The organism is Neisseria sp. HMSC31F04 (assembly GCF_001807735.1).
Taxonomy (GTDB): domain Bacteria; phylum Pseudomonadota; class Gammaproteobacteria; order Burkholderiales; family Neisseriaceae; genus Neisseria; species Neisseria elongata.
Window position 1 is genome coordinate 1 of record NZ_KV790786.1, and the last position, 20,406, is coordinate 20,406.

20 protein-coding genes and 1 pseudogene are annotated in these 20,406 nt (G+C 56.3%); 9 read left to right on the plus strand and 12 right to left on the minus strand.

Features of this window, described 5'->3' with window-relative positions:
* Nucleotides 1-125: 125 nt before the first annotated feature.
* From HMPREF3107_RS03045 to HMPREF3107_RS03060, 5 genes and pseudogenes are all read right to left on the minus strand, one after another.
* Nucleotides 126-722 (minus strand): LolA family protein, encoded by a 597-nt coding sequence (locus HMPREF3107_RS03045; protein ID WP_070453296.1) that lies wholly within the window; start codon nucleotides 720-722, stop codon nucleotides 126-128.
* A 226-nt stretch (nucleotides 723-948) separates the two neighbouring features.
* Nucleotides 949-1,395 (minus strand): acyl-CoA thioesterase, encoded by a 447-nt coding sequence (locus HMPREF3107_RS03050; RefSeq protein WP_070453299.1) that lies wholly within the window; start codon nucleotides 1,393-1,395, stop codon nucleotides 949-951.
* A complete protein-coding gene (locus HMPREF3107_RS11345) occupies nucleotides 1,388-2,530 on the minus strand; it encodes an LpxL/LpxP family acyltransferase (protein WP_246828584.1) in 1,143 nt (380 codons plus the stop codon). Before HMPREF3107_RS11345 ends, HMPREF3107_RS03050 begins: the two co-directional genes overlap by 8 nt.
* Nucleotides 2,531-2,638: 108 nt before the next feature.
* Nucleotides 2,639-3,052: pseudogene (locus tag HMPREF3107_RS12520) on the minus strand (glycosyltransferase family 2 protein); the annotation flags it as partial.
* 108 nt (nucleotides 3,053-3,160) lie between these two features.
* Nucleotides 3,161-3,709: a hypothetical protein gene (locus HMPREF3107_RS03060; protein WP_070453302.1), complete on the minus strand. Its 549-nt coding sequence runs from the start codon at nucleotides 3,707-3,709 to the stop codon at nucleotides 3,161-3,163.
* Nucleotides 3,710-3,832: 123 nt separating this feature from the next.
* Here HMPREF3107_RS03060 and HMPREF3107_RS03065 point away from each other — a divergent pair, with 123 nt between their 5' ends.
* The gene (locus HMPREF3107_RS03065) at nucleotides 3,833-4,474 is read left to right on the plus strand and encodes a 4'-phosphopantetheinyl transferase family protein (protein WP_070453306.1); all 642 of its coding nucleotides are present in this window, start codon (nucleotides 3,833-3,835) and stop codon (nucleotides 4,472-4,474) included.
* Here the strand turns inward: HMPREF3107_RS03065 and HMPREF3107_RS03070 are convergent.
* The 7 genes from HMPREF3107_RS03070 to wrbA all read right to left on the minus strand — a co-directional run bounded on the left by HMPREF3107_RS03070 (nucleotide 4,471) and on the right by wrbA (nucleotide 9,827).
* On the minus strand, nucleotides 4,471-5,043 hold the full coding sequence (locus tag HMPREF3107_RS03070) for a COG4648 family protein (RefSeq protein WP_070453309.1): 573 nt from the start codon (nucleotides 5,041-5,043) through the stop codon (nucleotides 4,471-4,473). The genes HMPREF3107_RS03065 and HMPREF3107_RS03070 overlap by 4 nt on opposite strands.
* Nucleotides 5,040-5,300, minus strand: a complete 261-nt coding sequence (locus HMPREF3107_RS03075) for an acyl carrier protein (protein ID WP_049248137.1) — start codon at nucleotides 5,298-5,300, stop codon at nucleotides 5,040-5,042. The genes HMPREF3107_RS03070 and HMPREF3107_RS03075 overlap by 4 nt, the downstream gene beginning before the upstream one ends.
* A gap of 170 nt (nucleotides 5,301-5,470) precedes the next feature.
* Nucleotides 5,471-5,731, minus strand: coding sequence for a phosphopantetheine-binding protein (locus HMPREF3107_RS03080; RefSeq protein ID WP_070453611.1), 261 nt, complete (start codon nucleotides 5,729-5,731; stop codon nucleotides 5,471-5,473).
* Nucleotides 5,724-6,506: a lysophospholipid acyltransferase family protein gene (locus HMPREF3107_RS03085; protein WP_070453313.1), complete on the minus strand. Its 783-nt coding sequence runs from the start codon at nucleotides 6,504-6,506 to the stop codon at nucleotides 5,724-5,726. Before HMPREF3107_RS03085 ends, HMPREF3107_RS03080 begins: the two co-directional genes overlap by 8 nt.
* Nucleotides 6,485-7,228: a beta-ketoacyl synthase chain length factor gene (locus HMPREF3107_RS03090; protein ID WP_070453614.1), complete on the minus strand. Its 744-nt coding sequence runs from the start codon at nucleotides 7,226-7,228 to the stop codon at nucleotides 6,485-6,487. The genes HMPREF3107_RS03085 and HMPREF3107_RS03090 overlap by 22 nt, the downstream gene beginning before the upstream one ends.
* Nucleotides 7,229-7,498: 270 nt before the next feature.
* Entirely contained in the window at nucleotides 7,499-8,968 is a 1,470-nt protein-coding gene (locus tag HMPREF3107_RS03095) for a DUF3360 family protein (RefSeq protein ID WP_070453316.1), read from the minus strand.
* A gap of 250 nt (nucleotides 8,969-9,218) precedes the next feature.
* Nucleotides 9,219-9,827: an NAD(P)H:quinone oxidoreductase gene (gene wrbA, locus HMPREF3107_RS03100; protein WP_070453319.1), complete on the minus strand. Its 609-nt coding sequence runs from the start codon at nucleotides 9,825-9,827 to the stop codon at nucleotides 9,219-9,221.
* A gap of 115 nt (nucleotides 9,828-9,942) precedes the next feature.
* Here wrbA and HMPREF3107_RS03105 point away from each other — a divergent pair, with 115 nt between their 5' ends.
* The 8 genes from HMPREF3107_RS03105 to HMPREF3107_RS03140 all read left to right on the plus strand — a co-directional run bounded on the left by HMPREF3107_RS03105 (nucleotide 9,943) and on the right by HMPREF3107_RS03140 (nucleotide 20,394).
* Nucleotides 9,943-11,208 carry a YihY family inner membrane protein gene (locus HMPREF3107_RS03105; RefSeq protein ID WP_070453322.1) on the plus strand — a complete coding sequence of 422 codons (1,266 nt, stop codon included), beginning with the start codon at nucleotides 9,943-9,945 and terminating at the stop codon, nucleotides 11,206-11,208.
* A gap of 115 nt (nucleotides 11,209-11,323) precedes the next feature.
* A complete protein-coding gene (locus HMPREF3107_RS03110; protein WP_070453325.1) occupies nucleotides 11,324-11,818 on the plus strand; it encodes a MarR family transcriptional regulator in 495 nt (164 codons plus the stop codon).
* A 121-nt stretch (nucleotides 11,819-11,939) separates the two neighbouring features.
* Nucleotides 11,940-12,812, plus strand: coding sequence for a UTP--glucose-1-phosphate uridylyltransferase GalU (gene galU / locus HMPREF3107_RS03115; RefSeq protein ID WP_070453328.1), 873 nt, complete (start codon nucleotides 11,940-11,942; stop codon nucleotides 12,810-12,812).
* 154 nt (nucleotides 12,813-12,966) lie between these two features.
* A complete protein-coding gene (msbA, locus tag HMPREF3107_RS03120) occupies nucleotides 12,967-14,814 on the plus strand; it encodes a lipid A export permease/ATP-binding protein MsbA (protein WP_070453331.1) in 1,848 nt (615 codons plus the stop codon).
* Between the two features lie 103 nt (nucleotides 14,815-14,917).
* Nucleotides 14,918-16,981, plus strand: coding sequence for a glycine--tRNA ligase subunit beta (gene glyS, locus HMPREF3107_RS03125; protein WP_070453616.1), 2,064 nt, complete (start codon nucleotides 14,918-14,920; stop codon nucleotides 16,979-16,981).
* Between the two features lie 54 nt (nucleotides 16,982-17,035).
* A complete protein-coding gene (locus HMPREF3107_RS03130) occupies nucleotides 17,036-18,019 on the plus strand; it encodes an FkbM family methyltransferase (RefSeq protein WP_070453334.1) in 984 nt (327 codons plus the stop codon).
* 4 nt (nucleotides 18,020-18,023) lie between these two features.
* Nucleotides 18,024-19,112: a glycosyltransferase family 9 protein gene (locus HMPREF3107_RS03135; protein WP_083284606.1), complete on the plus strand. Its 1,089-nt coding sequence runs from the start codon at nucleotides 18,024-18,026 to the stop codon at nucleotides 19,110-19,112.
* A gap of 22 nt (nucleotides 19,113-19,134) precedes the next feature.
* Nucleotides 19,135-20,394, plus strand: a complete 1,260-nt coding sequence (locus HMPREF3107_RS03140; RefSeq protein WP_070453341.1) for a glycosyltransferase family 9 protein — start codon at nucleotides 19,135-19,137, stop codon at nucleotides 20,392-20,394.
* The last annotated feature ends 12 nt before the right edge of the window (nucleotides 20,395-20,406 follow it).

Sequence of the window (20,406 nt, forward strand, 5' to 3'; positions counted from 1 at the left end):
TGCTGAGGAAAAGGAATTTTGCAAAGGTCTCCCACTATATTTTCTCTATTTCCAACGGTTTCAGACGGCCGTTAAGGCCGTCTGAAAATGCAGTCAGGCGAAGCCTGCATAGCGGGTTTTACGGTTTATTCCCCCAAAGCCTGACGGGCGGCAAGGGAGAGTGGGCGGTTGGTTTGCAGTTGGTTGAACTGCATCACGGTACGGTCGCCCTGTTTTTCGTCCAGCTCTACTTTCTGCACCAGCTGGCCGCCGCTGATGACGATTTTGTTGAATACTTGCCGCATGACGGCGGTTTTCGGGGTAAGGGTGAGCTGCCATTGCCGGGCATCGCCAGAAAGGGCGAGGTCGAAGTGGCGTTGCAATTCGGCGGTGTCGCCGCCGAGTACGGCCATGAAAAGTTTTACTTGTGCGGCCTGTGCGGTTTGGCTGCCGTTGGCGCGCCACTGTCCTTGCGCGTCTTGGCGGCTGATTCCGTCGCGGCGGACGCGCAGTTTCATGTCAAACGGTTTTTGCAGATGCCAAAACAGGCCGTGGCCGGGGCGCAGGGCGAAGTGGCCGCCGGTTTGTACGGGTTTGTCCATTGAGCGTAAAAAACGCTGCTGGGTAAACCCGCCTTGTACGCTTTGCGGTGCTTGAAGCTGTGCGGCAAGTTCGGCGGTGCTGAAGGCAAGCGCGGGTAGGGTTGTCAGGGAAAGGAGGAGGCTGATAAGGAGTTTTTTCATGTTGTCAGGGGGAGGCGGGGGAGTTGGGAGAGGGCATAGTATAGTGGATTTATGGTGAAAGGGCGTGATGCGGGAAGGTTGCAGGGTTCTTGGCAGCCTTTCAGACGGCCTTTCAATTGGCGGGCGGGCAGGGCTTGGGTTTGCCGTTTTATTATTTATGCCGTTTCTTTTCCTGACGGATGAAGCCTGCAACGGAGGCCGGTTATCTTTCAGACGGCCTCTTATCTCAGCCGTTTGCCAAAGGTGTGAACCCTTTAAACTGCCGTACGGCTTTTTGCCAGTTTTTGGGGGTTTGGAACTGCATTTCGCCGTTATCGAGGCGTTGGACGACTTGGGTGGTGTGGGCTTGGGTGAGTTTGGTGCCGCTTTCTGCGTCGCGCAGGATGTAGTCGATGCGCAGGCAGCTTTCGTATTCGGTTACGGCCATCTCTACGCGGATTTTCTGGCCGAAGCGGGCCGGGCGGACGTATTTGAGGTCGAGCTTCACCACGGGCCAGGCGTGGCCTTGTTCGAGCATGACGGTGTAGTTGTAGCCGACTTCGTCAAGGAAGGCGCAGCGGGCGATTTCGAGGTATTTGACATAGTGGCCGTGCCAGACGATCTGCATCACGTCTACGTCGAAAAAGGGGACTTCTATTTCGGTGTGGTGGCGGCAGTAGATGTGTTTAGCCATGTGGGGTGTTGCTCCAGAAGTCGTAGAAGTTGAACCATTGCAGCGGCGTGCGGGCGGCGTGGGCGGCCAAAACGTCGGCATAATGTTGTGCCATGTTTTCAATCATTTGTTTGCGCGTGGCGGCTGTCCAGCTTGGGGCCGTCTGAAAACGCTTCAGGCATAAATGATAACGGCCTTGCTCTTTTAACACGAACACGGTGTTGGTGGGCGCGCGCAAGAGGCCGGCGAGCAGCCAGGGGCCTTGCGGCAGATGGGCGGTGTGGCCGAGGAATTGCACGGGCACGGTTTTGTTGCCGCGCACGGGGGTGCGGTCGGCGGCGATGGCGAGCCATTCTCCGGCATCGAGTTTTTGCGAGAGTTGGAGCATTTTGGCCGCGTCGAGGTCGGCTACCTGAATCAGCTGCAAATCGCTGGCACCGACGGCTTTGAGGGCGCGGTTGAAATCTTCGGCATGGGCGTTGTGCACGAGCACGTTGAGTTTGAAGCCTTGATGGTGGGAGACGAGGGCGCGGCACACTTCGATGTTGCCCAGATGCGAGCAGATGATGATTTGGCCGCGTGCGTTGTGGTTGTCTATATCGGCATACAGGTTGTCGGGGTCTTCCACCACGAGGTCGGGCACGGTGATTTTATGCTGCCACACGGCGAAGCGGTCGGCCACGGCTTGGCCAAAGGCGGCGAACTGGCGATATACGGGGAAACGCGCGGGCAGCGGTGCGGCGGGAAAATTGTTTTTCAGGTAGTCCTGATATTGGCGCACGCTGCGGCGTTGGGCGGTAGAGGTGAGATAAAAATAGGCGGCAACGAGTGCGGCAATGCCGTGCACCGGCCACAGGGGCAGGTAGCACACCAGCCATTCGGTAATCTTGAGGAATAGGCGGTGGCCGCGTTCGCGCTGTGCCGACCAATGCGCCTGTTCGGTTGGTGCCGTTTGAGGCCGTCTGAACAGGCGGCCAAAGCGGCGGGCAACCATGCCGCAAAACAGGCGGGCGTGCATTTTGCTGATGAGCAGGTTGTCGCGGCGCAGGTTGAAGTGCGACACGCCGCCTGCTTCGTAGCGCACGGGTGTGTCCAGCCAGATGAAAGGCGTACCCGCCCAATGCAGGCGGATGAGGATTTCGTTGTCGAAATCCATGCGCTCGCCGATGACGGCACCGCCGTATTGGATGGGCAGGACGGCATCCAGCGGATAAACGCGGAAGCCGCACATGCCGTCTTTGATGTCGAACGACCAAGTGTGCAGTACGTTCCAAAAATCAGTGATTTTGCGGCCGTAGAGCCGCGATTTGGGCACGTCGCCGCCGTACACCGGCCGCCCGCATACCACGGCCTGCGGCTGAGATTGCGCAGTTTCAATAAAGCGCGGGATGTCGGCAAAGCTGTGCTGCGCGTCGGCATCAATCTGCAAAATGTGGCTGAAACCTTGCTCCGCCGCCAGTTTGAAACCCCATTTCATTGCACTGCCCTTGCCGCCGTTCACCGGGCGGAAGGCTACTTGAACGCCTTCTTCACGCAAGGCCTCCAAACCGGCACGGCAGTCTTCGCCCGAGCCGTCGTCCACCACCAAAACGGGCAGGCCGCAATCTCGCAGGGCGGCAACCACCTGCGGCAGCGTGCCGAGATGTCGGTAGTGGGGGATAACGGCGAGGAGTTTCATGATTGGGTGGAAAACGGTGGAAAAACGGGATTTTAACAAAAGGGGGAAAAGGCTACCTGAAAAATGCGGGAGGCAGTTTCAGGCGGCCTTGATGAAGCGATAGGTCAATTAGCGGGCAATGTCGCCGCGCATCACGACGCGGGCGTGGAAGGTGCCGACTTCGCAGTCGTACTGTCCGCCGCGCAGGATTTTGCGGTTGTAGTAACTGTGGAAATTGCTGACGCGGTTGGCATTGCGGCTTTGGGCGGTCGCTTGGAATTTGTGTGCGGCATTGATGAAGGCGCGTTCGCAGGCGGCTTCGTCTGATTTTCCGGTGGCGTTGGCGGCTTGGCGGGTGATGAGGTTGGACTGCACCACACTTCCGCCGCTGCCGAAGCTGACCGGCACGCTCGGGTTCAGCAGGCGTTTGGCTTCATCGGAAGCCAGCACGGCACGGCCGTTGCAGCGGTATACCACTTTGCGGCCGCCGCGGTTCGGATTGTCGTCTTGCAGCAGTTGGCACACGCGGCCGGTGGTTTTCGTATTGCCGCCGGTAGCGCGGGTTTCGGTGCGGTGTGAATCTGCACCGCCGTTGTCCGGCGTGCGGTTGCTGTTGCAGCCGGCCAGGCCGAAAGCGGCTACAATCGCGGCCGCCAGCATCATATTGCGAGATTTCATATTTGCTCCCTTTATCGGTTGGAAAAAACAAATTCATCTTGAACCACCCCGAATATGGTGTGTTTAACCCACTATAATCCAGCAGTTTCACTTAATTTAACAGTATATTTGAAAACCCAGGAAATGCCTACCCACCCATCTGACGAATACAACATCCGCTTCTATCTGGCCGCGCCCGACTGTGCCGAATATTACCGTCCCGAATGGCTGGACGAGGCCGACCGTATCCGTCTGTTGCACCATCCCGCGTGCGCCGCGCAAATCGGCTGGCGGGTCAGCCGTTTTCTCAAGCGGCGGGCAGGTGTGTTTTCAGACGGCCTCTTCAGCCTCAGCCACAGTGGTGGCCATGCCGTATTGGCCGTGCCGTCTGCCGATTTTGCCGTGGGCGTGGATTTGGAGCGGCTGCGGGAACGCCGTTTCGATGCCTGGCCGGATTGGGTGCTGCATGAAGATGAGGCGCGCTGGCTGCAAGGGCATTCCGAATTGTCCGACCGTTATGCGCTGTGGACGCTGAAAGAGGCTCTGATTAAAGCCACGGGGCAGGCCTTGGCCGATTTGCCCCAAGTGGGTTTGAGGCGGGACGGCGGGGCGGATGGCTGGCGGCTTTGTGCGGCTGGGAAGTTGTGGCGGGGCGTTGTGTTTTTGCTGGACGGGGAATGGGTGTGTACGGCGGTGTGGCCGCAGGAAGTGTCTGCCGTGCCGGTTTGGCAGGGGTTTGGCAACTGGCGGGATGCGAAGAGACGCTTATTGTATGACTTCGTTTAGTCGGTATGACGTTTGTCCGAAGTTTTCGGATTCAGCTTTAATACCCATTTGCGGTAGGCGAATTCGCCGCCCATCAGGATGCCCATCAGGATGTAGGCGATGATGCCGGTGTAGAGTGCCCACCAGCGGTATTGTTCGAGCAGCACGAGGAGGGCGGCGAGGCTGCCGTTGAGGGCAAAAAAGCCGCACCAGATTTGGGTAACGCGGCGGGTGTAGGCCACGCCTTCGGGCGGCAGTTCGGGGTGTTGCAGGCGGGCGAGGCGTTCGATCAGGCTTTGTTTTTGCGTGAGGCTGAGGCCGAACAGCAGCAACAGCAGGCTGTTTACCCATACGGGATACCAATACATGCTGTCAGGCCGTCTGAAAAGGAGGATGGCGGCGAAAAAGGCGGCCACAAGCAAGGAAACGCGCCGCTGGCCGGAATCGCGCTGCATGGCGGCGCGGGCGAGCCAAAGTAGGAGCATGAAGCCGGCCAGCGGATAAAACCAGCCCTGCTCGCGGCCGTAATACCACAGCAGGGGGTAGAGTACGCTCAAGATGCCGAGCAGGATTTTGGCGGCGGTTTTCACGCTTCGGGCTTGGCGTCTTGGTAGAGCTTGGATACGGCGGCAATGATGTCGTCGATGGTGCGGACGTTACGGAAGTCCTCGGCTTGGAGTTTGTAGCCGGTTTGGCGTTTGATTTGGTCGAGCAGATCGATGGCGTCGATGCTGTCGATTTCGAGGTCTTCGTAGAGGTTGGTGCTGCCGGTTACGTTGCCGGTGTCGATTTCAAACATGTTTTCCAGTATGTCGAACAGGAAGGCGCGGATTTCGGTTTCGGTCATGGGATGGTCCTTTGCATGATGGGATGTGGTCGGTTTGCCGGATTTGGGGGGCTGGCCTGTGTTTTGGCTGTGCCGAAGCTGGGGTTTTCAGACGGCCTTTCTATAAGCTGTTTGTAAAATCGATTCTTTTCCCTTGCAAGACAATGCCTGAGGGAAAAGAAGTGCTTGGTTTAGCTGCGTTGTTTCTGCACGAAGGCGGCCAGTGTGGACACATTGGCGAAGCTGTCGCGCAGCTCCTGGCTTTCGCCGTCGAGCTGGAAGCCGAAGTGTTTTTGCACGGCCAGGCCGAGTTCGAGTGCGTCTACGGAATCGAGGCCGAGGCCGCTGTCGCCGAACAGGGCTTCTTCATCGCCGATGTCGGCGGGCGTGAGGTCTTCCAAGCCGAGGCTGTCGATAATTAGTTGTTTGATTTCTTGTTTTAAATCAGTCATTTTGTTGGCTTCTTTCATTGAAGTATTGTTGCAGGTGGTCGTTGAGGCGGCGGGCGGCAATGGGCAGGGGGTGCTTGTTTAACCAGTCCTGCGGGTTGATGTCGTCGCCGACGATAAAGCGGTAGGCCGGTTTTTGCAGCGGGATTTTGTACCACGGCTGGCCTTTTTTGAAGTTCGGCGGCTGCATTTTAATCACCACGGGGGTGATGACCTGCGCGCTTCTGAGGCCGATCGACACTGCGCCGCGATGAAATTTCACCACGCCGTCCCAGCCGGTGCGTGTGCCTTCGGGAAATACCAACAGGCATTGCTGCTGTAAAACTTCGTGCACTGCGTCGATAAAATCCAAATCTTCCTGATTGGGCAGGTAGCCGCAGGCGCGGATTTGCCCGGCCATGGCCAGATTGCGCTGCAAATCGGCTTTCACGATACAGTTGGCTTCGGGCACGCGGCCAAGCAGGAACACCACATCGAGCAGCGAGGGATGGTTGGCCAAAATCAGCTGGCCGGGGCGGCCGAGCCGCTCGAAGCCTTCAAATTCCGCGCGCAAAATGCCGGAGCGCATCAAATAATAGCTGAACCACAGCCAAGTGCGCGTAACCATGCGCCGCGCCTGCTTTTGCTGCGCCAACGTGGGCGAGCGGCGCATCAGCCAGGGCATCAACACTATTCGCATCAGCACGCCGAACACGCCAAAAAACACGAAGCCCATCCCGGTGGCCAGCAATCGCCACAGGCGGTTTAAGCGGGCAGTCAGGGGGTAAGGTGCTGCCATTGCCAAGCCTTGTCTGCATAACGGTTTATCCACTGGCGGCCGTCTGAATGCTGTTGCCGCAGCCATTCGAGCGCGCCCCAATAGCCGCAGTTTGCCGTGCCGCCATCGGGTGCGGCGGGGGAAAGTTCCCATTCTTCGCCGGCGGTGAGCAGCAGGGCGAGCGCGTGGGAGAAGGGCGCGCGTTCGGCCGGTGCGGCGGGATATTGTGCCTGCAAGGGTTCGTCCGCTACCAGCACTAACACGCGTTCTGCACCATCGGCCAGTAAACCGGCGGCTTCGAGCACGGCTGTTTCCAAACCGTCCTGCCGCGCTGAAAGTGCGGTGTATTCGCTCATGTCGCCGCGCAGCATCGACCACTGTCCGGCGAGGGCGTTGTGCACGGAAAGGCCGAAGGAAGTGGGGGAAACTTCGTTATCGCGCAGGAGGGTAGCCCATAAGTCGAAGCTGCGGTTGATTTCGCCGTCGTGCGAGGCGAGTACCAGCGGGCAGGATTCGCCTTCCGCCAAGAGCGGATGCGCCGCCGCAAACAGCAGCCGCGCCGAGAGGCCGAGCCGCCGCCGCTGCATGGCGGGCAGGAAATCCACCTTCGGTGGCGTGTCGGGCAAATCGGTGGCGTTCAAGCGGCCGGATGCCCACGCGGCCCAGTCTTCGCCCGTGTGCAGGCAGGTGGAGGCGGCGTGCCAGCTTTGGATGGAAAAGCGGAGGCGGAAATCGGCAGTCATGGTTTCAGGCGGCCTGTCGGGCGGGTGAAAAGTGGCGGGATTATAGCAAAGGAAGCGGTTGGCGGGCATCAGGCGGTTTGCCGTCGGGCAGGGGCGTTGCGTTTTGCGCCACAGCGGCATTGTGTCGGCTTGTTGTGCCTGTCGCGGGATTTTCCGCAGCGGGACGGGGTGTGTTTGAAGCAACCGGTTGGAGTCGGGTAAAGATAAGGGAGGCCGTCTGAAAAGCCGATAATATGCTTTTCAGACGGCCTTTTTATTTTTGGCCTGCTGCTACATTTTTTGGAAATGCGGCAGGAAGGCGGGGATGCCCGGGAACATACCGACCGCGCCCATGGCCAGGCAGAGGACGACGAAGCCGACAGTTGGGACAACGACGCGTCCGATAAAGCCCAACTCCGCGCTGCGCGCTTTACAGCCGATGAGGCCGAGGTTGTCGAGCAGCATGGTCAGCGACCAGCCGAAAACGGGATTGACCAGTGCGGACGAGAAAACGACGATGGCGGCAGATTGGGTGGTTTTGCCTTTGCGCGTCATTTCCATGCCTGCTTCAAGCAGCGGGACGTATACGCCGACAATCAGGGCCACGCTCAATACAGGTTTCCATATCGCCAAGTCCATCGGATAGCCCCAAATACTGGCAATGATGCAGAAAATGCCGGTTAGGACCGCGCCTGCGGGGATAGGACGTTTGGCTACGGAGGCGGGGATGATGTAAGTGCCCCATGATGAGGTGAAGTTCGCGCCGCCCAAAAGTGAACCTGCGGCCTGGCGTGCGGCACAGCTGACCATGGTGTCGTCGATGTCCATGTGTGCGCGTTCGGCTTTTTCAGGGTAGCTCAGTTTTTGGAAAACCTGATGGCCGAGGAAGTCGGGCGACCACATGGCTACGGCCAGTACGGCGAAGGGGAAGACGACCAGGAAGCTGTCGAGGGTCGGCCAGCCGAGCATCCAGCCGGTGTTTTCGCCCCACCAGTAGTTCGGGGAGAGCGGCGGCAGGCCGGGGGCGGTTTTGAAGGCGAAGGGTGCGCCGAGGATGTAGGCGGTTACGCCTGCCAGCAGGCAGCCCAAAGGTACGGCCAGCCAGCGTTTCTGCCAGTGTTCCAGCAGGGCGTAGAGGATGATGGTGCCGAGAATGATGATGAAGGCGATATGCGATATGTTGAAACTGCCCGCCCATTCGAAGAGCTGTTTCACCTGTCCTGTGGTGCCGATGAAGCCGAGGTAGAGCAGCAGGCCGCCACAGACGCCGTTGCCCGTCAGTTTGGCCATCAGGCTGCCGCCTTTGGAAATGCCGAGTATGAAGCCGAATACGGCAATCAGGATGCCGAAGGCCAGCGGGTGGCCGCCGGCGGCGACCACGATGGGGATAAGCGGGATGAGCGGGCCGTGCGTGCCGGGCAGGTTGGCCGTGGGCAGGAAGAAGCCGGACAGCAGCAGGATGAAGAACGAGGCAATCAGCAGTTCGTAGCGCACGTTTTCAAGGACGAAGCCGTCGGGCAGACCCAAGGGGACGGCAAAGGCCGCCGCCACCGCGCCCACCATCACGACTTTGCCTATGGTACCGGCCATCGCGGGGATGAGGTCTTCCCATTCGAAGCGGTAGTCGCGCAGGGGTAGGTTGATTTTCCAGCGTTTGGGATTCAGGATTTCCAGTTCGTGTTCGAGGTAGGCATCGCGGTTGTCGAACGACGAGGCGGGACGGTGCAGTTCCGCATAGCTTTTTTCGTTTGTGTTGCTCATGGAGTTTCTCCGTCGTAGTTCATACGTATTGATTCTTGTAACGGCTTTCAGACGGCCGTTGGCAGGCAGTATAGTAAGTTTGTGTAAACGGGTGTAATTCGAAATTTTGATGGAGGCCATCAGAAAAACGGAAGGAAGCGCGTCGGTTGTTTTTCAGCCGTGCTTTCAGACGGCTTCTGCGACAGGATGCGAAAGGCCGTCTGAAAACCTTGCGGACGGTTTTTCAGACGGCCTGTTTGTTGGTGATGGGTTACGGGCGGTTGAGTTGCAGTGCCAGCCGGGCCAGCCGTTGGCCTTGCGCGAAGGCCAGCGTTTCTTCTTCGGCGGTCAGGGCGGGGTTGCCGTCGTGTCCGGCGACATGGCTTGCGCCGTAGGGCGTGCCGCCGCTGCGGGTTTCGTTGAGGGCGGCTTCGGAGAACGGGATGCCGGAGATAATCATGCCGTGGTGCAGCAGCGGCAGCATCATGCTCAGCAGAGTGGATTCCTGCCCGCCGTGCAGGCTGGCGCCGCTGGTGAAGGCGGTAGCGGGTTTGCCGATCAGGTGGCCGGAAAGCCAGTGCGGGATGGTGCCGTCGAGGAAGTATTTGACGGCCGCCGCCATGTTGCCGAAGCGGACGGGGCTGCCCAAGGCCAGTCCGGCGCAGTTTTTCAGTTCTTCGGGCGTGCAGTAAGGCGCGCCGTCGTCGGGGATGTCGTTTTCCACCGCTTCGCAGACGGCGGAGACTTTCGGTACGGTGCGGACGACGGCTTCGCAACCGGCAACGCTGTCGATGCCACGTGCAATGTGGCGGGCGAGGTTTTGCGTGCCGCCGTTTTGCGAATAGTACAAAACCAGCAGGGGGAGGGGAGTTGGGTTCATGGCGGCTTTCCGTTAGAATAATTAAAGAAATGTTTGGTTAATGTTGAAAAATTGGTTTTCAGACGGCCTCCGTGTGCTTTGGAGGCCGTCTGAAAATAGGAGATAAAGGCAGAATATGCTGAAACTACCATCTTGGCAAGCCGTGCGCGAATCGCGTCTGTTCGGGTTTGCCCGCTTTCTTTACCAACGCTTTAACGAGGTGGACGTGCCGCAGGTGTCGGCCAGTCTGACGTTCACTACGCTATTGGCCCTGGTTCCGGTACTTACTATTGCCATCGTTATTTTGTCGGCCTTTCCGGTATTCAATGATCTGTCGTCGTCGGTCATTGAGCTGATAGACGGTTATCTGGTGCCGAAGGGTGCGGATGCGGTGCGCGGTTATCTGGCGACTTTTCAAAACAACGCCGGCAATCTGACCGCCATTGGTATCGTGTTCCTCGGTGTTACCGCCGTGATGCTGATCCGTACGATAGACCAAACCTTCAACCGCATTTGGCGTGCGCAGGACCGCCGTCCGCTGTGGACGCAGTTTTTGGTGTACTGGATGCTGCTGACTTTTGCTCCGTTGGCCATTGGTGCGGGCTTGTCGGTGTGGGAACTGCTGCTGCGGCATCAGGCATGGGCGAATCAAGATACGCTGCTTTCAGAGGCCATCAAAACGGTCGGCGGGCTGGTGATGAACGCCGCCGCGCTGTGGCTGCTGTACCGCGTAGTGCCCAACCGCTATGTGCCTGCCCGCCACGCGCTGATTGGTGCCGCACTGACCGCCGTGCTGCTCGATTTGGCGCAGCGCGGGTTTGGCTGGTATGTCGGCACGTTCAACAGCTATACATTGATTTACGGCGCATTTGCCGCCATCCCCGTATTCCTCATCTGGCTGAACCTGCTGTGGATGCTGCTGCTCACCGGTGCGGTGCTGACCGCTTCGCTTTCCTATTGGCAGGACGACGCATTCCGCCGCTCGTTCGGCGCGCACGGCCGTTTCGACGACGTATTGAAAATCCTGCTGATGCTCTATCGGGCGCAAAACGACGGCCTGACCCTGTGTGTTCAGGATTTCCGCAGCCGCATCAATATGGGCTACGACGAATTGGGCGACCTTTTGGAAAAGCTGGCGCGGCACGGCTATGTTTACCAAGGGCAGCACGGCTGGGTGCTGAAAACCAATGCCGAGCATATCGGGTTGGGCGAACTGTTCAAACTCTTCGTCTACCGTCCCGCCCGTACCACGCAGGATGCCGTGGGAGAGGCCGTTTCGCGCATCCTGACCCCCGGTTTGGAAAGCATGAATATGTCTTTGGCAGAGTTTGAACGCCAAACGCGGAAAGAGGGGGGAGGAATAGGCAGGCCGTCTGAAAAATACAACCGTTTGACCGATTGATATAACCGATTATCCGACAATCAGCCATGCTGCAAGTTACTCAGTTTACTATACGGATTCCCACTAATTGCAGGCTGCGTCTGCAATGAAATCAACCGGAAAGAATGGAAGCAGTATGAACTTTTCACGTACCGAAGTAACCGAACAATTAACCTCGTTGGCGGAAAAACTGCCGGAATACCCCTTGCAGGAAGCTCTGACGGCACGCCTTGTGCGGCTGACCGCCGAATCGATGAGCGAAAACCTCAACCAATGCCTGAAAGGCACGGGCATCAACGAAAACATGTGGTTGTCGCTGTTGGCGGTATACCTCAGCCCCGAGCAGGAAATCATGCCTTCCCGCCTCAGCGACATTCTGAACCTGACCCGCACCAGTGCCACCCGCCTGTCGGACGAAATGGTGGCCAACAAATGGGTAACCCGCCGCATCAACGAATACGACCGCCGTCAAATCGTGCTGAGCCTGACCAAAGAAGGCGAAAAGCTCATCAAGCAGATACAGCCGATGTTGAACGAAAAACGCAGCGGCCTGTGGGCGGGCTTCAGCGAAAAAGACCACCGTGAGCTGCAACGGCTTTTAGGCAAGCTGTTGGATAAACTGAATAAATAGCCGATCAATCATAGAGGCCGTCTGAAAGCAGGTTTTCAGACGGCCTTTGTCGGTTGAAAGCCTGCCCTGTCGGAAGGTAGAATCGGCGGCTTCAAGAAGGCCGTCTGAAAAAGGAAATGTGATGAAACCGATTAAAAAAGCCGTTTTCCCCGTTGCAGGCATGGGTACGCGCTTCCTGCCCGCCACCAAGGCCAGCCCGAAAGAAATGCTGCCTATCGTCGATAAGCCGTTGATTCAATATGCAGTGGAAGAAGCGGTGGAAGCGGGCTGCACGGAAATGGTGTTCATCACCGGCCGCAACAAACGCAGCATCGAAGACCATTTCGACAAAGCCTACGAGCTGGAAACCGAATTGGAAATGCGCCATAAAGACAAGCTGTTGGAACACGTCCGCGACATCCTGCCGCTGAACATCACCTGCCTCTACATCCGTCAAACCGAAGCATTGGGCTTGGGACACGCCGTATTGTGTTCTCGCGCGGCGGTGGGCGACGAGCCGTTCGCCGTCATCCTTGCCGACGATTTGATTGATGCGCCGAAAGGTGCGCTGAAACAGATGGTTGAAGTTTACAATCAAAGCGGCAACAGCGTACTGGGTGTGGAAACCGTCGATCCGTCGCAAACCGGCTCTTACGGCATTGTCGAAGTGGAAAAACTGAAAAACTTCCAGCGGATTACCAATATCGTCGAAAAACCGAAGCCCGAAGAAGCACCCTCCAACCTAGCCGTTGTCGGCCGCTACATTCTGACTCCGCGCATCTTCGACCTTCTGACCAATTTGCCGCGCGGCGCAGGCAACGAAATCCAACTGACCGACGGCATTGCCCGCCTGCTGGACCACGAGTTCGTCCTCGCCTATGCTTTTGAAGGCAAACGCTACGACTGCGGCAGCAAACTGGGCTATCTTGAAGCCACCGTCGCCTACGGTTTGAAACACCCCGAAACCGGCGGACAATTCCGCGAACTGCTGCGGCAGTATGCCGCCGGGGTTTGACCGGCAGGCGCGAAGCGTGCCGCACCAAGGCGGAAGAGGGCGACTTGTGGCATAATCCGCCTTGCCGCCGAATCCGGTCGCGCCGATTTTCAGACGGCCTTCGGAGGCTGTCTGAAAAAATAAAACCGAGGCAACACATCCAAATCGGAAACCAATGACAGAACAAACAAACTTCAGCCTGTTCAATAAAAAAGACACCCGCAATTTTATGCGGCTGCTGAAATACCTCACACCCTACAAAATCCGCATTGTCTGGGCTTTGCTGGCCATTATGGTGGTGGCAGCTACGGAAAGCTACCTTGCCGCCTTTATCGCCCCTTTGGTCAATCAGGGTTTTGCCGCGTCGCAGGCCGCACCCGTGTCCGGCGAGGCGGCGCATTGGTACGGCGCACTGATTGCCTTCAAAGACAAAATGAACTACCTGATTTGGGGGACGGAACAGAAAATCTGGGCTGTGCCTTTGTTTCTGCTGGTGTTGGTAGCCTTGCGCGGCATCGGCCGCTTTTCCAGCGGCTATCTGCTTTCCTGGGTCGGCATAGAGGCGATTAAACACCTGCGGCAGGACATGTTCGACAAAATGCTGCACTTGTCGTCCGAAAAACAGCAGGCCGAATCTTCGGGCAACATTTCCAGCCGTTTTTTGGTTCAGGCCAATATCGCCATTTCCAATGCCTCCGATGTTTTCATCACCGTTACCCGGGACAGCCTGATTGTGGCCGGTTTGGTGTGTGTCCTGCTGTATCTCAACTGGCAGTTGAGCTTGGTGGTGGTCGTCATGTTCCCGTTGCTGCTGGGATTGTCGCGCTACTATCGAAACCGCCTGAAAGAACCGCAAATCGGCGCACAAACCAGCATGGCGGAGCTGACTACAGTCATTAACGAACTGCATCAGGGTCACCGCATCGTCAAATTGTTCGGCGGTTATCAAAACGCTCTCGACCGCTTCACGGCGGTAAACCAAAAAATTACCCGCATCAACAAAAAAATCGCGCAGGCTTCCTCCGCCCGTTCGCCCATCAGCGAGTTCATTGCTTCAGCCGCATTAGCCGTCGTCATCTTCATTGCCTTGTGGCAGAGCCGCAGCGGGGCGACCACCATCGGCGAGTTCATGGCCTTTATCATTGCCATGCTGCAAATGGTCAGCCCGATTAAAAACTTGTCTAACATTGGGATTCCCATGCAGGCCATGTTCATCGCCGCCGACAACGTATATGTCTTCCTCGATACGGAAAATGAAGCCGACAACGGTACGCAAACCATCGAGACCACAAAAGGCAGCATCCGTTTCGAGCACGTCGATGTGCGTTATCCCGGGCAGGAAAACAAAGCCTTGGACGATTTCACGCTCCATATCCGGCCGGGGAAAAAAGTCGCCCTGGTCGGCCGTTCCGGCAGCGGGAAAACCACGGCCATCAACCTATTGCCGCGCTTCATTACGCCCGAATCCGGCCGCATCTCGCTTGACGGCATCGACATCGGCGATTTGACCTTGGAAAGCCTGCGCAAACAGTTTGCCTTGGTATCCCAAGATGTATTTCTATTTGACGATACCCTGTATAATAACGTGCTTTACGGTTGTCCCAATGCCGATGCCGATTCGGTGGAGCGCGCGCTGAAAGCCGCCAACTTGTGGGATTTTGTCCGGCAAAACCCGCAAGGGTGGGATATGGAAATCGGCGCGAACGGCCACAAACTTTCAGGCGGCCAACGGCAGCGTGTTTCCATTGCACGCGCCATCCTGAAAGACGCACCCATCCTGCTGCTCGACGAAGCCACCAGCGCGCTGGATAATGAATCCGAACGGCTGGTTCAGCAAGCATTGGAACGCCTGATGCACGGCCGGACCAGTATCATCGTCGCCCACCGCCTGACCACCATCGAGCAGTCCGACCGCATTATCGTGATGAGTGACGGCCGCATCATTGAAGAAGGAACCCATAAAGAATTATTGGAAAAACAAGGCTACTATGCCGAGTTGAGCAAGCGTCCGGAAACGGCGTAACAAAAATGCATCATCATTTCCGCTCCGCTTTCAGACGGCCTGCCTCTAAATCCTGAATGAGACAAACCGATTGGTACAAAACAAAAAATCGAAAGAAACCCGCATGACAACCCAAACCCTTTTAATCGAACTCCTTACCGAAGAACTCCCCCCAAAAGCCCTGAATAATTTAGGCAACCACTTCGCCGCTTCTGTTGCCGAAGGCTTGGAAAAAGCGCAACTGATTGACGGCGTAGCCGAATATACCGCCTACGCATCGCCGCGCCGTTTGGCCGTTCAAGTTAAAAACGTGAAAGCCGTGCAAGCCGATCAGAAAATCGTGAAAAAAGGCCCTGCCGTGGCGAATGCCATGAAAGACGGTGCGCCGACCAAGGCTTTGGAAGGTTTTGCACGCGGTGCTGAGGCAAAAATCGAAGACTTGACCATCGTCCATGACGGCAAGCAGGATGTGTACGCCTACAAATACGTCCAAACCGGCAAACCGCTGGGCGAGCTTTTGGAAGACATTATCAATCAAGCCGTTAAGAAACTGCCGATTCCGAAAGTGATGCGTTGGGGCAGCAGCACGTTTACCTTCGTGCGCCCCGTTCACGGGCTGATTGTGCTGCACGGCGGCGACATCGTAAACGTCAGCGTCTTGGGTCTGCAAAGCGGCAATCAAACCCTGGGACACCGCTTCCTGTCCAACGGCGAAATCACTATTACAAACGCCGACAGCTACGCTGTGCAAATGCTCGGGCAAGGCAAAGTCGTCGCTTCGTTTGCCGAGCGCAAAGCCGCGATTCAGACGGCCTTGAACGAGCAGGCAGGCCGTCTGAAAGCCACCGTTGCCGCTGATGAAGCCCTGTTGGACGAAGTTACCGCGTTGGTCGAATCCCCTGTTATTTTGGAAGCCGGTTTTGAAGAACATTTCCTCGCCGTGCCGCAGGAATGCTTGATTCTGACCATGCAGCAAAACCAAAAATACTTCCCGCTGCTCGACCAAAACGGCAAGCTGATGAACCGCTTCCTGCTGGTCTCCAACCTGCAAACGGAAGATCCGTCGCACATCATCCAAGGCAACGAACGCGTTTTGCGTGCGCGCCTGTCTGATGCCGAGTTCTTCTATAAACAAGACCAAAAGGCGACTTTGGAAAGCCGCCTGCCGAAATTGTCCAGCGTGGTTTACCACAACAAAATCGGTTCGCAAGCCGAGCGCATCGAGCGTCTGCAAAGCATCGCCGCCCACATCGCCAAAGCTTTGGGCGTAGCCGCCGCAGCCGCCGAACGTGCCGCGCGTTTGGCGAAAGCCGACTTGGTGACCGAAATGGTCGGCGAATTCCCCGAACTGCAAGGCACGATGGGCAAATACTATGCCCGCTTGGACGGCGAAACCGAAGAAATTGCCGAAGCCGTCGAACAACACTACCAACCGCGTTTCGCCGGCGACAACCTGCCGAACGGCAAAGTCGCTACTGCCGTTGCGCTGGCCGACAAACTGGAAACCTTGGTCGGCATTTGGGGCATCGGTCTGATTCCGACCGGCGACAAAGACCCCTACGCCCTGCGCCGCGCTGCCTTGGGTATTTTGCGGATGCTGATGCAGTATGGCTTGGACGTGAACGAGCTGATTCAGACGACCTTCGACAGCTTCCCCAAAGGTTTGCTCAACGAAAAAACGCCGTCTGAAACCGCCGACTTCATGCAGGCGCGCCTTGCCGTGTTGCTGCAAAACGACTATCCGCAAGACATCGTCGCCGCCGTACTCGCCAAACAGCCGCGCCGTTTGGACAATTTAACTGCCAAACTGCAAGCCGTTGCCGCGTTCAAACAACTGCCCGAAGCCGCCGCGCTCGCCGCCGCCAACAAACGCGTGCAAAACCTGCTGAAAAAAGCCGATGCTGAGTTGGGCGAAGTCAATGAAAGCCTGCTGCAACAAGATGAAGAAAAAGCCCTGTACGCCGCCGCACAAGGCTTGCAGCCGAAAATTGCCGCCGCTGTTGCCGAAGGCAATTTTCAGACGGCCTTATCAGAACTGGCTTCCGTCAAACCGCAAGTCGATGCCTTCTTCGACGGCGTGATGGTAATGGCTGAAGATCCCGCCATAAAACAAAACCGCTTGAACCTGCTGAACCACTTGGCGGAACAGATGAATGCGGTGGCGGATATTGCGCTGCTGGGGGAATAACAACCGCCTGCCATACAACCCCGACAAAAAGACCCCGACCATTAAGGAATCATAATGAAACACACCAACCGCCCGCTCCCCTTCATACTGGCATCCACCAATACCGGAGCCATGATAGTGAATCACCAAGACTACGCCCATGACCAACACGGCAACACCTATGGCGTAGGCTACCAATACCTAAGCCGGGGCAGCTTCGACCCGTCGGAAATCGAATTAGTCCTAAACCTATTGAACTTACGCAGACAGCACCACGGCGATGGCGTAACCGCCCTCGATTGCGGCGCAAACATAGGCGCGCACACCATAGCCTGGGGCATAGAAATGACAGGATGGGGCAAAGTTATCTCCTTTGAGGCACAAGAGCGCATTTACTACGCCTTGGCGGGCAACATCGCCCTAAACAACTGCTTCAACGTCCGCGCCATTCATGCGGCCTTGGGCAACACCAAAATACTGCCCGACCCGGCCGCACACTTCTTGGATATACCCGTACCCGACTACACCAAACACGCATCATTCGGCAGCTTGGAACTGCGCCATTCCGAACGCAACGAATTCATCGGGCAAGAAATAGATTACCAAAACCATACGCAAAAAATACCGTTAGTCTCCATAGACATCCTGAACCTGCCGCGCATAGACCTAATCAAAATGGATGTGGAAGGCATGGAAACAGAAGTATTGAATGGCGCATCAGACAGCATCAAACAACACAAACCCGTCATGCTGGTTGAAATCCTGAAAACAGGTGGCGATAGAGTTATCGATTTCTTCAAAGATTTGAATTATGAATTCTTTATTAAAGACATCAACCTCCTGGCCATACACAAAAACGACCCTATTTTAACAAGCCTTAAAGTAGAGCACAGCGAATTCCGCATACTCTCCAAAAAATTATGGCAAAAGAAAGAACATACCGAGGCAATAGACTATTACTTGAAATACTTGAAATATCGCAAAATAAACAAAACCAGGAAAACGCCAAATCAGGATATCCACCTTTTCCACCCCGATATAGACAAATCAAAATTCTAGACTCATGCCCCCGACCAAACGCCTAATCTTGGCCCTGTGCGGACACAAACCCCCCTGCCGAGATTTCGATTTCGGCAGCGTTTCCAGCATCCTCATCCGCCCCTTCGGGCTGGCCTTGGGCGATGCCATGATACACTTGGCCTTTGCCGCCCAAATCAAAGCCGTGCTGCCTGAGGTTCGCCTAGGCGTAATCGTCGGGCGCAACCGCGACATCTTCGCCTGCAGCCCCCTGTTCGACCAACTCATCCCCGCCACCTTGGGCGGCTATTGGCGTAACCGCAGAAAATGGCAGCTCCTACTGGATTTCAGCGAATCCTTCAACACCCCCGACCTGATCGCCGACAAAATCCTATTGCCGCAAGCCGTGATGATATTCAGCAAGGGCGACAAAACCTACTACAACCACCAAACCATATCCAATTACGATTTCCGCTGCCCCTTCAACCCCAAAAACCACATATCCTGCCACCTGAAAACCTCCCTGTTGGCGCAACATTTCGCCCTGCCCCCCGCCCTGCCGCACCTTTCCCTCCCTAAACACGAAATCCAGCAGGCTCAGACACTATGGCCGCAACAGGCACAAATAAAAATCCTGCTCGCCCCTCAAGGCCACCCCAGGTTGAACAAACATATACCCCCGGCGGAATTGGCGCAGGTTTTGAACAACGGCATAATGGACGCGGCACAAACCGGCCTGCTATTGGGCAAGGCGGCAAACAGTGCCGCCTATCTGGCCGAATTGAAAAAACACTGCCGTTCCGACCTGACCCCCATCCTTTCACCCCCGACCACCCTGGCCCAATACCTTGCCCTGACCGCCTCCGCCGACATCGTTATAGGTGTGGATAGTGGCACGGTGCATTTGGCCTGCGCCCTGAAAAAACCGACCATGGCCTTTTACGCGCGGGCAAACATCCAGACCTGGCATCCCCTGCCTCATCCCGACACCCCCTATTTGCTGCTCCTGTCCCCCGAAAGCAACCCCGACCCCGCCGCACTGGAACATTTCGACTTGGCGACAGCGGCGGCGTGGCTGCAAAAACAGATTACAGAAACCCCAACCAAACATCAGACAACGGCAAAAACCGCCTGAAAACAAACCACACAGAATAAATATGCCTATATTGAAAAAACTGAAAGAATGGAACTGGCGGCGCAATTTCGCTTTCAAAAAAATCAAACTGTATTTGCGCTACAAACCTTTGATTTTGCTTGACCGGCTGTTCGCGCACCAAAAAGGACGGCAAAACCACCCTGTTAAACGCATCCTGCTGATACGCAACGACGTTATAGGCGATATGATCGTCAGCACGGGGCTTATCCGCAGCCTGGCGCAGGCCGGTTACGAAGTTTATGTTTCTTCTACAGACTCCGCCTTGGACATCATACGCGGCAACCCCCATGTTAGCGGTGTCTTCCCATACAACGCATCATCTCCAGCCAATTTTGCCGCCTCCCTCCGCGAAATACGCCACCACCATTTCGATTTGGCCGTAGAACTCAGGGTTTCGCGCGAATTGTCGCTATATGACACGCTGTACCACGGTCTGATTCGCACCGACACGCTGTTGGGCTTCAACAAATCGTTTTTGCACACCTTCAATGCGTCCATAGAATGCGATGTTTCCAACATCCACGTTACCCAACCCTTCCTCCTGCTGCTGGCATACCTGCACATTGACGCGGCGGATTTGCCTTATGAACTATTCATAGACGAAGATACCGAACAATACGTCCGCCCCTACATTCCCAAACAGAAATTCGCGGTCATAAACCCGTTTGGCAGCAAAGGGCCGCGTTGCCTGTCCGAACAACAGGTAGCATCGATATGCCGCCACCTTTCGCAACAGGGTTTTGCCTGCGTATTGATAGGCGAGCCGGCCAAAACAGCTGCGCTGAAAATAAACTTGGCCGCCGTTTTTCCGTCCAGAAGCATTGCTGATGTGATCGCATTAATCAAATACGCGGATTTGGTCCTTACCGTGGATACCTCTGTTGTCCATATTGCCGCCGCTTTTACCAAAGACACCATAGGCCTCTATCTGCATTCCTTTCATCCCTTGGCCGAAGACGGCCGGACGGATGACAGCCTGAAAAACAGGCTCAGCATAAATTTTTTCCGTTACCGAACCAAAATATGCTACGGCCTGCCCAACCTTCCCGACCGTGATTTATACCGTTTTTTTACAGTCAATAATATATTCTGGTCGCCCAATAACCCCAATGCCGTTCAGGTTTTTTTTCCGCAGGAGGAAATTTCGGCCGTGCCTGACGAAGAGTTGTCTCAAAAACTCCATGACGCGCTGTATACGATACGCTGCCGGACTGGGCGGTATACGAAACACGCCCCCATAAACACCAACCCACAACCTTGATAAGGAATTTTT

Bases quoted from the DNA above. Each gene is read 5' to 3' on its own strand.
- HMPREF3107_RS03080 (WP_070453611.1), bottom strand. From the start codon at position 5,731: ATGACTGATTTAAAACAAGAAATCAAACAACTAATTATCGACAGCCTC.
- HMPREF3107_RS03085 (WP_070453313.1), bottom strand. From the start codon at position 6,506: ATGGCAGCACCTTACCCCCTGACTGCCCGCTTAAACCGCCTGTGGCGA.
- HMPREF3107_RS03090 (WP_070453614.1), bottom strand. From the start codon at position 7,228: ATGACTGCCGATTTCCGCCTCCGCTTTTCCATCCAAAGCTGGCACGCC.
- msbA (WP_070453331.1), top strand. From the start codon at position 12,967: ATGACAGAACAAACAAACTTCAGCCTGTTCAATAAAAAAGACACCCGC.
- galU (WP_070453328.1), top strand. From the start codon at position 11,940: ATGAAACCGATTAAAAAAGCCGTTTTCCCCGTTGCAGGCATGGGTACG.
- HMPREF3107_RS11345 (WP_246828584.1), bottom strand. From the start codon at position 2,530: ATGGATTTCGACAACGAAATCCTCATCCGCCTGCATTGGGCGGGTACG.
- HMPREF3107_RS03075 (WP_049248137.1), bottom strand. From the start codon at position 5,300: ATGACCGAAACCGAAATCCGCGCCTTCCTGTTCGACATACTGGAAAAC.
- HMPREF3107_RS03050 (WP_070453299.1), bottom strand. From the start codon at position 1,395: ATGGCTAAACACATCTACTGCCGCCACCACACCGAAATAGAAGTCCCC.
- HMPREF3107_RS03130 (WP_070453334.1), top strand. From the start codon at position 17,036: ATGAAACACACCAACCGCCCGCTCCCCTTCATACTGGCATCCACCAAT.
- HMPREF3107_RS03095 (WP_070453316.1), bottom strand. From the start codon at position 8,968: ATGAGCAACACAAACGAAAAAAGCTATGCGGAACTGCACCGTCCCGCC.
- wrbA (WP_070453319.1), bottom strand. From the start codon at position 9,827: ATGAACCCAACTCCCCTCCCCCTGCTGGTTTTGTACTATTCGCAAAAC.
- HMPREF3107_RS03135 (WP_083284606.1), top strand. From the start codon at position 18,024: ATGCCCCCGACCAAACGCCTAATCTTGGCCCTGTGCGGACACAAACCC.
- HMPREF3107_RS03105 (WP_070453322.1), top strand. From the start codon at position 9,943: ATGCTGAAACTACCATCTTGGCAAGCCGTGCGCGAATCGCGTCTGTTC.
- HMPREF3107_RS03065 (WP_070453306.1), top strand. From the start codon at position 3,833: ATGCCTACCCACCCATCTGACGAATACAACATCCGCTTCTATCTGGCC.
- glyS (WP_070453616.1), top strand. From the start codon at position 14,918: ATGACAACCCAAACCCTTTTAATCGAACTCCTTACCGAAGAACTCCCC.
- HMPREF3107_RS03110 (WP_070453325.1), top strand. From the start codon at position 11,324: ATGAACTTTTCACGTACCGAAGTAACCGAACAATTAACCTCGTTGGCG.
- HMPREF3107_RS03140 (WP_070453341.1), top strand. From the start codon at position 19,135: ATGCCTATATTGAAAAAACTGAAAGAATGGAACTGGCGGCGCAATTTC.
- HMPREF3107_RS03045 (WP_070453296.1), bottom strand. From the start codon at position 722: ATGAAAAAACTCCTTATCAGCCTCCTCCTTTCCCTGACAACCCTACCC.
- HMPREF3107_RS03060 (WP_070453302.1), bottom strand. From the start codon at position 3,709: ATGAAATCTCGCAATATGATGCTGGCGGCCGCGATTGTAGCCGCTTTC.